Below are 14,479 nucleotides of genomic sequence, written 5' to 3'. Positions count from 1 at the left end.
CCCTCACGCCCTGTCCTACGCCTCGCCGACGCGCGTCGTTTCCCGCGCGCGCGTCGCCGTCGTCTCGTTACCGCCGCCCTGGTCGGTCGCGTTGCCCGCCACCGCGTCGGTGTTGCCGTCGTCCTGCAAGCGCTGGTGCAGGTCCTGCCCCGGCTTGCGCGCCACCAGCTTGGCGGGATCGCGCAGGTCGAAGCGCACCCAGCCCTTGCCGAGCAGCGAGCGCGCGCCGTCGAGCTGCGCGAACTTGACCAGCGCCTGCGCCGCGCCGTCCTGCGGCAGCGCCAGCGTCTCGCCCGTGTCGAAGGTGAGGTCCCAGCGGCGGTTGCCGATCCAGCTGGCGGCGCGGATGCGCGGCTTGAGCGCGGGGGCGGCGGCGAGCAGCGCCTGATAGCCCGCCTCCTGCCGGTCCGCGCCCGGCCCGATCACCAGCGGCAGGTCGGGCATATGCGCGGGATCGACCGGGGCGAGCAGCCGGCCGGTCGCGTCGATCAGCGTGAGCTGGCCGTTGTCCTGCCAGATCGCGGCGGGCTCGCGCTCGGTGATGTGGATCAGCAGACGGTCGGGCAGCCGCCGCGCGACATAGGCGTCGGCGATCCAACCATAGACGAGCAGCCGCTCGCGCACGCGCGCGAGGTCGACGCGCAGCATCGCGCGGCTCGGCTGGTCCTCCAGCGCGATCGCATAGACCGTCTCGCGATCCATCCGCTTGAGCCCGGTGATGTCGACCTGCTCGACCTCCAGCCCGGCACGCCCCGCCGCCTCGGCGATGCCGACGCCGATCGCCTGCGGCACCCCCAGCACGGTGGCGAGCGACAGCGCCGCGGCGCCCACGCCGCCGAGCAGCGTCCAGGTCACCGCGCGGCGCAGCGTCTCCTCGCTCACCGGCAGGCGCGCGATCAGCCGGTCGCCGAGCGACACCTTGGGCGCGCGCCGCCGGTTGCTGACCGCGCGCCGCGGCGGCGGCCCGCCGCGCTTGATGGTGCGGCTCACGCCGCGTCCCTCGCGCGGGCGGCCGCTCTGGGGGCGGGCGCGCGCATCGCGGCGACGACGATCGCCTGCACCAGCTCGGCGTAGCTCATGCCGGTGTGGCGCGCCTGCTCGGGAACGAGGCTCAGCGCGGTCATCCCGGGCTGGGTGTTGACCTCGAGCAGGAACAGCCCGTCGACGCCGCGCTCGTCGTCCCAGCGGAAGTCCGAGCGGCTGCACCCGCGGCAGCCGAGCACGCGATGCGCCTGTAGCGCGAGGCCGCGGCACGCCTCGGCGATCTCGTCGGGCACGGGCGCGGGGAAGAGATGCTCGGTCATGCCGTCGGTGTATTTGGCGTCGTAATCGTACCAGCCCGACTTCGGCCGCAGCTCGGTGACGCCGAGCGCGCGCGGGCCGTCGGCGCCGTCGAGCACCGCGGTGGTCAGCTCGCGCCCGCGGACGTACGGCTCGGCGAGCAGCTCGTCGAACTCCTGCCAGGGCCCCGCGGTGTCGCGCCCGATCGGGGAGCCGTAGTTGCCGCCCTCGGTGACGATCGCGACGCCTACCGACGAGCCCTCGTTGACGGGCTTGAGGACGTAGGGGCGCGGCAGCGGATCGGCCTCGTACACCTCGGCGGACTTCACGATGCGCCCCCCCGGCATCGGCACGCCCGCGGGGACGAGCACCTGCTTGGTCAGCACCTTGTCGATCGCGATCACCGAGGTGGCGAGCCCCGAGTGGGTGTAGCGCAGCCCCATCAGCTCGAGCAGGCCCTGCACGCTGCCGTCCTCGCCCGGCGTACCGTGGAGCGCGTTGAAGACGAGGTCGGGCGCGGCCGCGGCGAGGTCGGCGGCGACGGTCGGGGTCAGGTCGACGCGGGTGACGCGGTGGCCGAGCGACTCGAGCGCCTCCGCGACGCCGGCGCCCGAGTGGAGCGACACCGCGCGCTCCGCCGACCAACCGCCCATCAGGACGGCGACGTGGAAACGACGAAAATCCTCCCCGGCACGGGGAGGGGGACCAGCCGAAGGCTGGTGGAGGGGGCTCTCCACGAGCGAAGCGCCATGAGGCGAGCCCCCTTCACCACCCGGCTGCGCCGGGCGGTCCCCCTCCCCGTCCCGGGAAGGATTTAGTCCGTCACCCACGCGCTGTATCTCCCATTCCAGTTCGACGCCGCTCGCGGCCTTCACCCGCGCGCGCACGTACTCGCCCAGCGCCTCGATCTCGGCGCTGCTGGCGGCGCCCAGGTTGAGCAGGAAGTTGGTATGTTTCTCGCTCACCTGCGCGTCGCCGCGGCGCAGGCCGCGACAGCCCGCGGCGTCGACCAACTGCCACGCTTTCGCGCCCGGCGGGTTCTTGAAGGTGGAGCCGCCGGTGCGCGAGCGCAGCGGCTGGCTCGCCTCGCGCGCGGCAGCGATGCGGTCCATCTCGGCCTGGATCGCGGCGGGCTCGCCCGGCACGCCGCGGAAGGTCGCGCGCACCACCACCGCGCCGTCGGGCAGCGCCGAGTGGCGGTAGCTGTAGCCGAGCGCGTCATGCGACAGCGTCCGGCGCGTGCCGTCGCGCAGCACCACCTCGGCCTCGACCAGCACGTCGGCGGTCTCGCGGCCATAGGCGCCGCCGTTCATCCGCACGAAGCCGCCGACCGTGCCCGGGATCGAGCGCAGGAACTCCACCCCCGCCACGCCGGCGTCGCGCGCGGTCGACGAGACGAGGATGCCGCTCGCCCCCCCGCCGCAGCGCAGCAGCGAGTCGCCGATCGACTCCACTCTCGCGAACGCCTTGCCGAGGCGGATCGTCACGCCGGGCACGCCGCCGTCGCGCACGATCAGGTTGGAGCCGAGCCCTAGCGGCAGCACCGGCACGCCCGAGTCGAGCGCGGCGAGGAAGGCGGCGAGATCGTCGGCGTCGGCGGGCTCGAACAGCCACTCGGCCGCGCCGCCGCTCTTGAACCAGACGAGCGGCGCCAGCGCGGCATCGGCGGTGAGCCGCCCGCGGACCGGAGGGAGCGTCACGACGCTCACCGCCGCTGCGCCGCGATCGCGGCGGCGAGCCCCGCGGCCCATTTGGTGATATCGCCCGCGCCGAGGCAGATCACCTGGTCCCCCGCGCGCAGCTCGCCCGCGAGCGCGGCGGCGAGCGCGGCGGCGTCCTCGACCAGCTCGGCCTGGCGGTGGCCGCGGTCGCGCAACCCCGCCACCAGCGCGGCCGAGTCGACGCCGGGCACCGGCGCCTCGCCCGCGGCATAGACGGGGGTGACATAGACGAGGTCGGCGTCGTTGAAGGCGCCGCGGAAGTCCTCCATCAGGTTGCCGAGCCGCGAGTAGCGATGCGGCTGCACCACCGCGATCACCCTGCCCTGCGCCGACTCCCGCGCGGCGGCGAGCACCGCGCGGATCTCGACCGGGTGGTGGCCGTAATCGTCGACGATTGTCGCCGCGCCGCCGTCGAGCGCGACCTCGCCCACCTTGGTGAAGCGCCGCTTGACCCCGGCGAAGCGCTCGAACCCCTTCTGGATCGTCGCGTCGTCGATGCCGAGCTCGAGCGCGACGCCGATCGCGGCGAGCGCGTTCTGGACGTTGTGGCGGCCCGGCATCGGCAGGTCGATCCCCTCGATCGAGCGCACCGCGCCGTCGCGCGCGCGCACCTGCGCCTCGAAGCGGTTGCCGCCGGGATAGGGCGTCACGTCGACCCCGCGCACGTCGGCCGAGGCGGCGAAACCGTAGGTGACGATGCGGCGGTCGCGCACGCGCGGGATCAGCGCCTGCACCTCGGGGTGATCGAGGCACAGCAGCGCCGCGCCGTAGAAGGGCACGTTCTCGACGAACTCGACATAGGCGTCCTTGGCGCGGTCGAAGCTGCCGTAATGGTCGAGGTGCTCGGGATCGATATTGGTCACCACCGCGATCGTGCCGTCGAGCCGCAGGAAGCTGCCGTCGCTCTCGTCCGCCTCGACCACCATCCAGTCGCTCGCGCCGAGGCGGGCGTTCGAGCCGTAGCTGTTGATGATGCCGCCGTTGATCACGGTGGGATCGACCCCGCCCGCGTCGAGCAGCGCGGCGACCATCGAGGTGGTGGTGGTCTTCCCGTGCGTGCCCGCGACCGCGACCGTCGACTTCAACCGCATCAGCTCGGCGAGCATCTCGGCGCGGCGCACCACGGGGACGCGGTTCTGCAGCGCCGCCTCCACCTCGGGATTGCCGCGCTTCACCGCGGTGGAGGTGACCACCACCGCGGCGCCCGCGACATTGGCGGCGTCGTGCCCGATCGTCACGCCGATGCCGCGCCGGCGCAGCCCCTCGACGACATAGCCCTCGGCGACGTCCGAGCCCTGCACGGTATAGCCGAGATTGTGCATCACCTCGGCGATGCCCGACATGCCGATCCCGCCGATGCCGACGAAGTGGATCGTCCCGATGTCGGTTGCGACCCCTCTCACGCGAACGCCTTCCGCTGCTGGACGCGCCCGACCGGCAGCCGCGAGGCGGGCGAGTCGAGACTCTCGACCAGGTCGGCGAGATCGCTCGCCGCCTCCGGTGCACCGCAGGCGCGGGCGCGCGCGGCGGCGTTCTGGAGCGCCTCGGGGTCGAGGCCGAGTTTCTGCATCTGCTTGGCGAGTTCGCTGGGAGTGAAGGCGGACTGCGCGATCGTGCGCGCGCCGCCGGCGCGGGTGATCTCGCGCGCGTTGGCGGTCTGGTGGTCGTCGGTGGCGCTGGGCAGCGGCACCAGGATGGCGGGGCGCCCCGCCGCGGTCAGCTCGGCGATGGTGGAGGCGCCCGCGCGCGCGATCACCACGTGCGCCCAGCCGAGCTGCTCGGGCAGGTCGGGCAGATAGGTGGCGAGGTCGGCCGCGATCTCGAGCCGGGCGTAGGTCTCGCGCGCGGAGTCGATGTCCTCGATCCGCGCCTGGTGCGTCACCTGCAGGCGGCGGCGGAACGCGACCGGCAGCATCGCCAGCCCCTCGGGTACGACCTGGCTGAGCACCGAGGCGCCCTGGCTGCCGCCGGTGACCAGCACGCGGAAGATGCTGTCCTCGTCGAGCAGCGGGTAGGGCTTGGCGCGAAGCGCGAGCACGCTCTCGCGCACCGGGTTGCCGACGTGATGCGCCTTGGCACGATGCCGCGGGCGCAGCCGCTCGGTCTCGGCGTAGCTGGTCGCGATCCCGTCGACCTTGCCCGCGACCAGCCGGTTGACGCGGCCGAGCACCGCGTTCTGCTCGTGCACCGCGGTGCGGATGCCCGCGGCGAAGGCCGCCGACAGCGCCGGGTAAGCCGGATAGCCGCCGAAGCCGATCACCGCCGCGGGCCTGAACGTACGGTACAGCTCGGCCGCCATCGCGCGGCCCTGCATCATCAGCCGCGCCGCCTTGGCCCAGCCGAGCGGGCCGCCGGCGAAGCGCCCGGCGGGGATGACGTGCGTCTGCACGTCCTCGAACAGGCCGGGGAAGCGCACCCCGCGCGCGTCGCTCACCAGAGCGACGCGGTGGCCGCGTTTGGTCAACTCGGTCGCGAGCGCGGCGGCGGGCACCATGTGGCCGCCGGTGCCCCCGGCGGCGAGCACGAAGTGGCGCGGGCGGAAATCCTGTACGACGCTCATTCGGCGTTCCATCGCGTGATATAGGGGCTTCGCAGCAGGAACGGGTTGCGCCGCGTGAACGCCAGCAGCAGCCCCATGCCGAGCGAGAGCGCCACCATCGACGAGCCGCCGTAGCTGATGAAGGGCAGCGTCATCCCCTTGGACGGTGCCAGCCCGGTGTTGACCGCCATCGAGATCAACGCCTGCGCGCCGAACTGCACCGCCAGCCCCGAGGCGGCCAGCAGCTTGAACGGGTCCTGCTCGTCGAGCAGTTTGACGAACACGCGCACCACCAGCGCGAGGAACACCAGCGCCACCACCATGCAGGCGAGCAGCCCGAACTCCTCGCCGATGACCGAGAAGATATAGTCGGTGTGCGCCTCGGGCAGACCGTATTTCACCGTGCCGCCGCCCGGCCCGGTGCCGAACCAGCCGCCCGAGACGAGCGTGCGGTGCGCCGCGTCGGTCTGGAAATGGTCCGCCGCGCCCTCGCCCTCCACCCCGGGGAAGAGGAAAGCGTCGATGCGCGCGCGCGCGGTGCTGTAGAACAGATAGGCCGCCACCAGCGCCGCGGGCAACAGCGCGACGAAGCCCATGATCACGCGCGTCGGCGTACCCGCGATCGTGACGAGCGCGAGCCAGATGCAGCAGAAGATCACGGTCTGGCCGAAATCCGGCTGGAGCATCAGCAGCAGCGCGATCAGCCCGGTGAGCCCCGCGGTGATCATCGTCACCGGCAGCTCCTCGTCGCGCGACTTCAGCGAGAGCAGCCACGCCACCGCGACGACGAAGAAGGGCTTGAGGAACTCGGACGGCTGGAACTGCGCGAAGCCGAAGCCGATCCAGCGTCGCGCGCCGTTCACCATCACCCCCGCGAAGGGCACGATCATGAGCAGCGCGACGCACACCGCCGCGCCGATCAGCGACATGCGCCGCGCCGCGGTCACCGGCAGCATCGACACGCCGAACAGCACCGGCAGCGACACGCCCGCCCACAGCAGCTGGCGCCAGAAATAATGCAGCGGCGCGAACTTCAGATGCTCGCCCGAGTAGCGCGACGCGCTCGCGGGCGATCCCGCCGCGACCGCGATCAGCCCGATCGCGATCAGGAACAGCGCGAGCAGCAGCAGCACGCGGTCGATGTCCCAGAACCAGGTGCCGAGCGGCGACGGGTCGCCGCGCCCGCCCCGCCCCTTGAGCCCCGCCCGCTGCGCCCTGCTCACGTCGGTCATGCCAGCGCCTCCACTGTCGCGCGGAACACGGTACCGCGATGCTCGTAATCGCGGAACTGGTCGAACGAGGCGGCGGCGGGCGACAGCAGCACCACCTCGCCGCGCCGCGCCTCGCCCGCGGCGATCCGCACCGCGCGCTCCAGCGTCTCCGCCTCGGCGACGGGGACGTGGTCGCGCAGCAGCGCGGCGAAGCGCGGCCCCGCCTCGCCGATCGTATAGGCGCGCACCACGTTGCCGAAGTGCGGCGCGCAGGCGTCGAGGTCGTCGCCCTTCGCGCGACCGCCGACGATCCAGTGGACGCGCGGGAAAGCGGCGAGCGCGGGGGCGGCGCTCTCGGGGTTGGTGGCCTTGCTGTCGTCGATCCAGGTGACGCCGCCCAGCGTCGCCACCCGCTCCATCCGGTGCGGCAGACCGTTGAAGGTCTCCAGCCCCGCCTCGATCGCGGCGCGGTCGAGCCCGAGCGCCTCCGCCACCGCGATCGCGGCGAGCGCGTTCTGCGCGTTGTGGGGCCCCTGCAGCGAGGGCCAGCGCGACTGGTCGAGCGGCGTGCCCGGCGCGATCGTGGTGATCGTCTCGCCGCGGTGCGCGAAGCCCCGCGCGATCGCGGCCGAGGCGGCGTCCCCGGTGCCGATCACCGCGCGGTGGCGCGGCGACTGCATCGCGAAGAGCCGCGCCTTGCTGGCGGCATAGTCCTCGAACCCGGCGTAGCGATCGAGATGGTCGGGGGTGACGTTGAGCAGCACCGCCACGTCGCAGTCGAGCGTCTGCGTCAGGTCGATCTGGTAGCTCGACAGCTCGAGCACGTACACGCCGCCGGCGGGCAGCGGCGCCTGCGCGAGGATCGGCAGACCGATGTTGCCGCCCATCCGCGCGGGCACGCCCGCGGTCTCGAGCAGGTGATGCACCAGCGCGGTGGTGGTCGACTTGCCGTTGGTGCCGGTGATGCCCACCACCTTGTGGGGCGGCAGCTCGGCGCGCGCTTGGGCGAACAGCTCGATGTCGCCGACGATCGGTACGCCCGCGTAGCGCGCCGCCGCGGCGAGCGGGTGCGTGTTGAGCGGCACGCCGGGGGAGACGACCAGCGCGTCGAAGGCGGTGAGGTCGAGGGAAGCGAGGTCGGCTACGCGCAGATCCTCCCCGGCACGGGGAGGGGGACCAGCCGCAGGCTGGTGGAGGGGGGCTTCCGCAGGCGCTGCGCTGCGAGGAAAGCCCCCTCCACCCCCGGCTTCGCCGGCGGTCCCCCTCCCCGTGCCGGGGAGGATCGCGTCACGCCTAGCCTCATCGCTATCCCACGCCGTCACCCGCGCGCCGGCAGCGAGCAGCGCGCGCACGGTCGCGGCGCCCGAGCGTGCCAGCCCGAGCACCGCATAATGTTTCTCGGTCCAGGCGCCGGAGGTGATCACCGCAGCTTCAGCGTGGACAGGCCGGCCAGCGCCAGCACCAGGGCGATGATCCAGAAGCGGATCACGACGGTCGGCTCGCTCCAGCCGAGCTGCTCGAAATGGTGGTGGATCGGCGCCATGCGGAAGATGCGCTTGCCCGTTCGTTTGTACCAGAACACCTGGATGATGACGCTGAGCGCCTCCACCACGAACAGCCCGCCGATGATGCCGAGCACGATCTCATGGTGCGCCACCACCGCGATCGTCCCCAGCGCGCCGCCCAGCGCGAGGCTGCCGGTGTCGCCCATGAACACCGCCGCGGGGGGCGCATTGTACCACAGGAAGGCGAGACCGCCGCCGATCACCGCGCCGCAGAAGATCGCCAGCTCGCCGGCGCGCGGCACGTGCGGTATGCCGAGATAGTCGGCGAACTTCACGTTGCCCGCGAGATAGACGATCAGCATGAAGGCGACCGAGGCGATGATGACCGGCATCGTCGCCAGGCCGTCCAGCCCGTCGGTGAGGTTCACCGCGTTGCCGAACGCCACGATCGTGAACGCCGCGAAGATCGGGTAGAAATAGCCCAGGTCGATGAAATAGCGGCTGGTGAACGGGAAATAGAGGCCGGTGCCGTTCTCCTGCATGATGATCCACGCCGCCACGCCGGCGATCGCGAACTCGATCATCAGCCGCACGCGCCCCGATACGCCCGCGGTGCTGGCCTTGCGGACCTTGTCGTAATCGTCGAGGAACCCGATCGCACCGAAGCCCAGCGTGACGAAGAGGCACGCCCAGACGAAGGGGTTGCGCAGGTCCATCCACGCCATCACCGACAGCACGAGGCTGGTGAGGATCATCAGCCCGCCCATCGTCGGCGTCCCGCGCTTGGCGAGGTGGGTCTGCGGCCCGTCGAGGCGGATCGGCTGCCCCTTGCCCTGGCGCACGCGCAGCCAGCCGATGAAACGCGGGCCGATGATCAGGCCGATGAACAGAGCGGTCGCCACCGCCGCGCCGGCGCGGAACGACTGGTAGCGGATGAGATTGAAGCCGCCCTGGAACCCCAGGAGCTGCGCGATCCAGTACAGCACTCAGTCCACCTTGTCGGCGAGCGCGGCGACCAGCCGCGACAGCCCGACCCCGTTCGATCCCTTGACGAGCACCGCGTCTCCCGGACGGAGCAGGGCGCGGACCTGGTCCAGCGCCGCGGCGGCATCGCGCACATGGACGAAATCGACCTCACCCTCAAGCGCCTGCGCGAGCGGCGCCATCGCCTCGCCGACCAGCACGGCCGCTTGGACGCGCGCCCCCGCCACCGCGGGCGCGAGCGCCGCGTGATACGCCGCCGAGCCCTCGCCGAGCTCGCGCATCTCGCCCAGGACCGCGACGTGGCGCCCCGGCTCCTGCGCCAGCACCGCCAGCGTGGCGCGCATCGAGGCGGGGTTGGCGTTGTAGCTCTCGTCGATCAGCAGCGCGCGACCGTCCCCGACCGCGACGTCGCGCCGCGCACCGCGCCCCGCGAGCCCGCCGAGCTCCCCCAGCGCCAGACCGGCGAGCGCGAGATCGGCCCCCACTGCGTCGACCGCGGCGAGCACCGCCATGGCGTTGGACACCCAATGCTGGCCCGGCTGCGCGATCGTCATGCTCAGCTCGCGCGCGCCGACCTTGGCGCCGACGAAGGTGCCGCCGCGCGGCGAGGGCATCACCTCGGCCGCGTGGACGTCGGCGCGCTTGTCGAGCCCGAAGGTGACGATCTTGCCGGCATAAGGGTGCGCCGCCGCGATCAGCCGGTCGCGGTGCGGGCTGTCATAGGGAATGATCGCGGTGCCGCCCGGCTCCAGCCCGCGGAAGATCTCGCCCTTGGCGTCGGCGATCGCGCTCTCGTCGGGGAAGAACTCGGTGTGCGCGGGCGCGATCGCGGTGACGATCGCGACGTGCGGGCGAACCAGCGTGGTCAGGTGCGCCAGCTCGCCGGGATGGTTCATCCCCATCTCGAGCACCGCATAGTCGCTGTCGGCGGGCATGCGCGCGAGGCTGAGCGGGACTCCGGTGTGATTGTTGTAGCTCTTGACCGAGCGGTGCGCGCGCCGGCTGGGCGAGCGATCGAGCGCGGCGAACAGCGCCTCCTTGGTCGAGGTCTTGCCGACCGAGCCGGTGACGCCGATCACCCTGCCCTTCACCCGCGCCCGGGCGGCGCGGGCAAGTGCCTCGAGCGCGGCGAAGGTGTCGCCGACGCGCACCGCGGCATGCGCGGTCTCGCTCGAGACGATCGCGCCGGCCGCGCCCTGCGCGAACGCCTGATCGAGGAAGCGGTGACCGTCGCTATGCTCGCCCGCGAGCGCGACGAACAGGTCGCCCTCGCCCACCTCGCGCGAGTCGAAGGCGACGCCGTCGGCGGCGAAGTCCGCGGTGGCGACGCCGCCGGTGGCGGCGGCGATGTCGGACGAGGTCCAGAGGCTCATGCCACGCTCCACCACCCCGCTCACGCCGCCATCTCGCGCGCCACCGCGACGTCGTCGAACGGCAGCACCAGGTTGCCGACGATCTGGCCCTGCTCGTGGCCCTTGCCCGCGATCAGCACGATGTCGCCCGCCGCCGCCTCGCGCAGCGCCGCGGCGATCGCGGCGCGGCGGTCACCGATCTCGCGCGCGCCCGGCGCACCCTGGAGCAGCTCGGCGCGGATCGCCGCCGGGTCCTCCGAGCGCGGGTTGTCGTCGGTGACGATCACCACGTCGGCCGACGCCGCGGCCACCTGCCCCATCGGCTCGCGCTTGCCGCGGTCGCGGTCGCCGCCGGCGCCCACCACCAGGATCAGCCGCCCCGCGACGTGCGGGCGCAGCGCGGCGCAGGCCGCCTCGATCGCGTCGGGCGTGTGCGCGTAATCCACGTAGACCGGCGCGCCGCTGGCGGTGATCGCGGCGCGCTCGAGCCGCCCGCGCACCGGCTGGAGCCGCGCCAGCCCCGCGATCGACGCCGCCACGTCGCCGCCGGTGGCGATCACCAGCCCCGCGGCGATCAGCGCGTTGGCCGCCTGATAGCCGCCGATCAGCGGCAGCTGGACGCGATGGTCGACGCCGCCGGCGCGGATCACCATCCCCTGTCCCAGCAGCGTCGGTACGCGCTCGACCAGCCGCAGGTCGTCGCCGTGCTCGCCGACCGTGACGACGCGGTTGCCGCGCTCGCGCGCGATGTCGATCACGCGCTCGGACTGGGGGTCGTCGGCCCAGACCACCGCGCTGCCGTCGTCGCTGAGCACCTGCGCGAACAGCCGTAGCTTCGCGGTGAAATAGGCCGCCATGTCGCCGTGATAGTCCAGGTGATCGCGACCCAGATTGGTGAAGGCGGCGGCGCGCACCGGCAGCCCCTCGGTGCGATACTGGCTGAGCCCGTGGCTCGACGCCTCGAAGGCGACGTGCGTGACGCCCTCGCGCGCCAGCCCGGCGACGTTCGACAGGAAGGTGACGACGTCGGGCGTGGTCAGCCCGGTGACCACGCGCTCGTCGGCGGTGGTGACGCCGAGCGTCCCGATCGAGGCGGCGTGATGCCCCGCCATGCGCCATAGCTGGCGCGTCATCTCCACCGTCGAGGTCTTGCCGTTGGTCCCCGTCACCGCCACCGCGGTCGGGGGGAAAGGTGCGTAGAAGCGCGCGGCGAGCCGGGCGAAGGCCTCCCGCGGATTGTCGTCGGCGAGGTGGAGCGCGCCCACGACGCGCGCGCCCGGGCGTGCCACCACCGCCACCGCGCCGGCCTCGACCGCGGCGTCGATATAGTCCTCACCGTTGACGCGCAGCCCCTCGAACGCGCCGAAGACGTTGCCGGGCGCGACCTTGCGATGGTCGATCGCGAAGCCGGTCACGGTCGCGTCGGCGGCAGTCCCGGCGTCGGCGGCGTCATCGCCGAGGAGCGCGGAGAGCCTCATCGCGCGCGCCTCACTGGCCGCCGCTCTTGGGCGCATCGTCCTCGCCCTGCCACAGCGTCGGCAGGATATCGGAGACGTCGACGTCGCGATGGTCGTCGGGCACCACGCCGAGCAGCGAGCCGACCCGCGCGATCGTGCGCCCCACCACCGGGGCGGCGTTCCACGCTGCGGTCTTCCACCCGAACGTCTCCTTGGTCCCCTGCGGCGAGTCGAGCATCGCCAGCACGACGTAGCGCGGCGCATCCATCGGGAACGCCGCGACGAAGGTGGCGACGTTGCGCGACCGGTCGTAGCCGCCCGCCACCGCCGCCTCCGCGGTACCCGTCTTGCCGCCGACGCGATAGCCCGGCGCGTCACCCTTGCGACCCGTGCCGCGCATCACGACCAGCCGCAGCATCTGGCGCATCCGCGCGCTGGTCGCCTCGCTGATCACGCGGCGGCCGACCGGGGCGTGGCCGGGCTGCAGCTTGAGCAAGGTGGCGGGGCGCCACGTGCCGCCGTTGACCAGTGCGGCATAGGCGTTGGCGAGGTGGAGCGGGGTCACCGCGATGCCGTGGCCGAAGGCGGTCGTCATCGTCGTCGTGCGCGCCCAATATCTCGGCCACAGCGGGCGGCCCTTCTCGCGCACCTCGATGTCCGGGCGGGTGTCGAAGCCCAGCTTGCGGAACATCGTCTCCATGCGCTGCTGGCCGATCTCATCGGCGACGCGCGCGGTGGCGACGTTGGACGAGTAGATCAGCGTCTCCGCCATGTTGAGCCAGCGCTTCGGGTCGCCGCGCTCGTCGTGGATCGTGTAGCGGCCGACCTGGAGCGGGTGCGTGGCGTCGAAGCGCGTCTCCATCGAGGTGACGACGCCGGTGTCGATCGCGGTCGCCATGGTGATCGGCTTGAAGGTCGAGCCCAGCTCGAACACGCTCTGCGTGGTCAGGTTGCGCAGCTGGTCGGTGCCCGACATGCCGACGCGATTGGGGTTGAAGGTCGGCAGCGACACCATCGCCAGCACCTCGCCGGTGTGGACGTCGAGCACGATGCCCCCCCCGCCGCGCGCCGAGAAGGTGGTCATCGCGCGACCGAGCTCGCTCTCCAGCGCGGCCTGGACGCGCGTGTCGAGCGACAGTGCGACGGGCTGACCGACGGTGGCGGGGTTGGTCAGGCGATCGTCGAGCGCGCGCTCGATCCCGCTCATGCCATGGCCGCCGCTGATGAAGCCGAGGGCGTGCGCGGCGAGCGTGCTCTGCGGGTACAGCCGCTGGGTCTCGCGCTCGAACACGATGCCGGGCTCGCCGATCGCGTTCACGGCCTCCACCAGCGCGGGGCTGGCGCGGCGCTGGAGATAGGTGAAGCTCACCGGCTTGGTGATCTGCGCGTAGAACCAGGACTGGTCGCCCTTCTCGGGCATCAGCTCGGCGAGCTTGCGCGCGATCTCGGACGGGTCGCCGATCAGCTTCTTGGGATGGACGCCGATCGTCCAGGCGTCGATCGTGCGCGCCAGCGGCGCGCCGTTGCGATCGACGATGTCGCCGCGCGGCACCGCCGCCGCGACGCTGGCACCGCGCTCGCTGCCGGCGACGACGCCGAGCAGCGTCAGCCGCCCGATCACCACCATCACACCCGCCGCGAACAGCAGCATCAGCACCATCAGCCGCAGGTGCTGGGTAGCAAGCAGCTGCTGGCGCTGGTCGCCCGCGCGCGCGCCGCGGACCGGACGGGCGACGAGTGCGGTCACCGCAGCCGACCGCGCTCGGTGCGGGCGCGGCTGAGCAGGTCGCCGACGGTGGTCTCGCTGAGCAGCGCGCGGTCGAGCATCGCCACCTTGGCGGCGCGCGCGGCGGAGGCAGAAGCGGGTGCGGCCGCCGCCACCGCCGCCGGGGTCAGGCGGGGAGCGGCGACCGGCTTCGCCGCCGCCACCTTCACCGTCGCGACCGGCGCGGCGGCCGCGGTTCGGACGGTGGCGGGGGCGGTGCGAACGGGGGCGACCGACGCCGAGCCGGCGGCGACCGGGGCGACGGCGGCGAGCGTCACGGGCGCGGGGACGGGCGCGGCGGCGGGGACGATCAGCTGCGCGGTCTGCACCGGGGCGGCGGCGCCCGGCAGCGGCGCGGGCACCGGCTGGTTGGGCGACAGCGCGGCGAGCGCCGCCTCGTCGCGGACGAACTGGGCCGCGGTCGGCACGGTCAGCGCCAGCGTGTCGCCGTTCCAGCGCTCGAGCTGGGCGAGGTTGGCGCGCACGTCGAACTCGGTCTCCAGCGCGCGGATGTCACGCTCGGCGCCGACGATCTTGCGGTCGAGCTGCTCGACGCGCTTGCGCTCGGCCGCCACCTGTGAGGAGACGAGATAGAAGCCGATCGCCACCATCGCGCAGCTGGTGAGCCAGCCCAGCCCCTTCAACCGATACATCGCCGCCATCC

The 14,479-nt window shown here is 72.9% G+C and carries 11 protein-coding genes and 1 pseudogene; all 12 read right to left on the bottom strand.

Annotated elements, in window-relative coordinates; all coding sequences use genetic code 11:
- Positions 1–15: 15 nt before the first annotated feature.
- The gene (locus KZ813_RS12720; protein WP_219755337.1) at positions 16–990 is read right to left on the bottom strand and encodes a cell division protein FtsQ/DivIB; all 975 of its coding nucleotides are present in this window, start codon (positions 988–990) and stop codon (positions 16–18) included.
- A complete protein-coding gene (locus KZ813_RS12715; protein ID WP_373369279.1) occupies positions 987–2,018 on the bottom strand; it encodes a D-alanine--D-alanine ligase in 1,032 nt (343 codons plus the stop codon). The genes KZ813_RS12720 and KZ813_RS12715 overlap by 4 nt, the downstream gene beginning before the upstream one ends.
- Positions 2,019–2,105: 87 nt before the next feature.
- A pseudogene (gene murB, locus KZ813_RS12710) lies at positions 2,106–3,032 on the bottom strand (UDP-N-acetylmuramate dehydrogenase); the annotation flags it as partial.
- A complete protein-coding gene (murC, locus tag KZ813_RS12705; RefSeq protein ID WP_219755336.1) occupies positions 2,987–4,405 on the bottom strand; it encodes a UDP-N-acetylmuramate--L-alanine ligase in 1,419 nt (472 codons plus the stop codon). The gene murC and the pseudogene murB, both read right to left, overlap by 46 nt.
- A complete protein-coding gene (murG, locus tag KZ813_RS12700; protein WP_258046717.1) occupies positions 4,402–5,562 on the bottom strand; it encodes an undecaprenyldiphospho-muramoylpentapeptide beta-N-acetylglucosaminyltransferase in 1,161 nt (386 codons plus the stop codon). Before murG ends, murC begins: the two co-directional genes overlap by 4 nt.
- A complete protein-coding gene (locus KZ813_RS12695) occupies positions 5,559–6,773 on the bottom strand; it encodes an FtsW/RodA/SpoVE family cell cycle protein (protein WP_219755334.1) in 1,215 nt (404 codons plus the stop codon). The genes murG and KZ813_RS12695 overlap by 4 nt, the downstream gene beginning before the upstream one ends.
- Positions 6,770–8,176, bottom strand: a complete 1,407-nt coding sequence (gene murD / locus KZ813_RS12690; RefSeq protein ID WP_308461880.1) for a UDP-N-acetylmuramoyl-L-alanine--D-glutamate ligase — start codon at positions 8,174–8,176, stop codon at positions 6,770–6,772. Before murD ends, KZ813_RS12695 begins: the two co-directional genes overlap by 4 nt.
- A complete protein-coding gene (mraY, locus tag KZ813_RS12685) occupies positions 8,173–9,243 on the bottom strand; it encodes a phospho-N-acetylmuramoyl-pentapeptide-transferase (RefSeq protein WP_219755333.1) in 1,071 nt (356 codons plus the stop codon). Before mraY ends, murD begins: the two co-directional genes overlap by 4 nt.
- Complete coding sequence (locus KZ813_RS12680; RefSeq protein ID WP_219755332.1) at positions 9,244–10,614, bottom strand: UDP-N-acetylmuramoyl-tripeptide--D-alanyl-D-alanine ligase; 1,371 nt, start codon at positions 10,612–10,614, stop codon at positions 9,244–9,246. It abuts the gene before it with no gap.
- A gap of 20 nt (positions 10,615–10,634) precedes the next feature.
- On the bottom strand, positions 10,635–12,071 hold the full coding sequence (locus KZ813_RS12675; RefSeq protein WP_219755331.1) for a UDP-N-acetylmuramoyl-L-alanyl-D-glutamate--2,6-diaminopimelate ligase: 1,437 nt from the start codon (positions 12,069–12,071) through the stop codon (positions 10,635–10,637).
- A 10-nt stretch (positions 12,072–12,081) separates the two neighbouring features.
- On the bottom strand, positions 12,082–13,797 hold the full coding sequence (locus tag KZ813_RS12670; protein ID WP_219755330.1) for a peptidoglycan D,D-transpeptidase FtsI family protein: 1,716 nt from the start codon (positions 13,795–13,797) through the stop codon (positions 12,082–12,084).
- The gene (locus KZ813_RS12665) at positions 13,794–14,477 is read right to left on the bottom strand and encodes a hypothetical protein (protein WP_258046716.1); all 684 of its coding nucleotides are present in this window, start codon (positions 14,475–14,477) and stop codon (positions 13,794–13,796) included. The genes KZ813_RS12670 and KZ813_RS12665 overlap by 4 nt, the downstream gene beginning before the upstream one ends.
- Between the last annotated feature and the right edge of the window lie 2 nt (positions 14,478–14,479).

Origin of the sequence: Sphingomonas folli, assembly GCF_019429525.1 — a bacterium.
Lineage (GTDB): Bacteria > Pseudomonadota > Alphaproteobacteria > Sphingomonadales > Sphingomonadaceae > Sphingomonas > Sphingomonas folii.
The sequence above is the reverse complement of the archived record's forward strand: the minus strand, read 5'-3'. Positions and strand labels throughout refer to the sequence as shown.

Excerpts from the sequence above, each read along its gene's own strand:
- murG (WP_258046717.1), bottom strand. The coding sequence starts at position 5,562 with ATGAGCGTCGTACAGGATTTCCGCCCGCGCCACTTCGTGCTCGCCGCC.
- KZ813_RS12695 (WP_219755334.1), bottom strand. The coding sequence starts at position 6,773 with ATGACCGACGTGAGCAGGGCGCAGCGGGCGGGGCTCAAGGGGCGGGGC.
- KZ813_RS12680 (WP_219755332.1), bottom strand. The coding sequence starts at position 10,614 with ATGAGCCTCTGGACCTCGTCCGACATCGCCGCCGCCACCGGCGGCGTC.
- KZ813_RS12675 (WP_219755331.1), bottom strand. The coding sequence starts at position 12,071 with ATGAGGCTCTCCGCGCTCCTCGGCGATGACGCCGCCGACGCCGGGACT.
- KZ813_RS12665 (WP_258046716.1), bottom strand. The coding sequence starts at position 14,477 with ATGGCGGCGATGTATCGGTTGAAGGGGCTGGGCTGGCTCACCAGCTGC.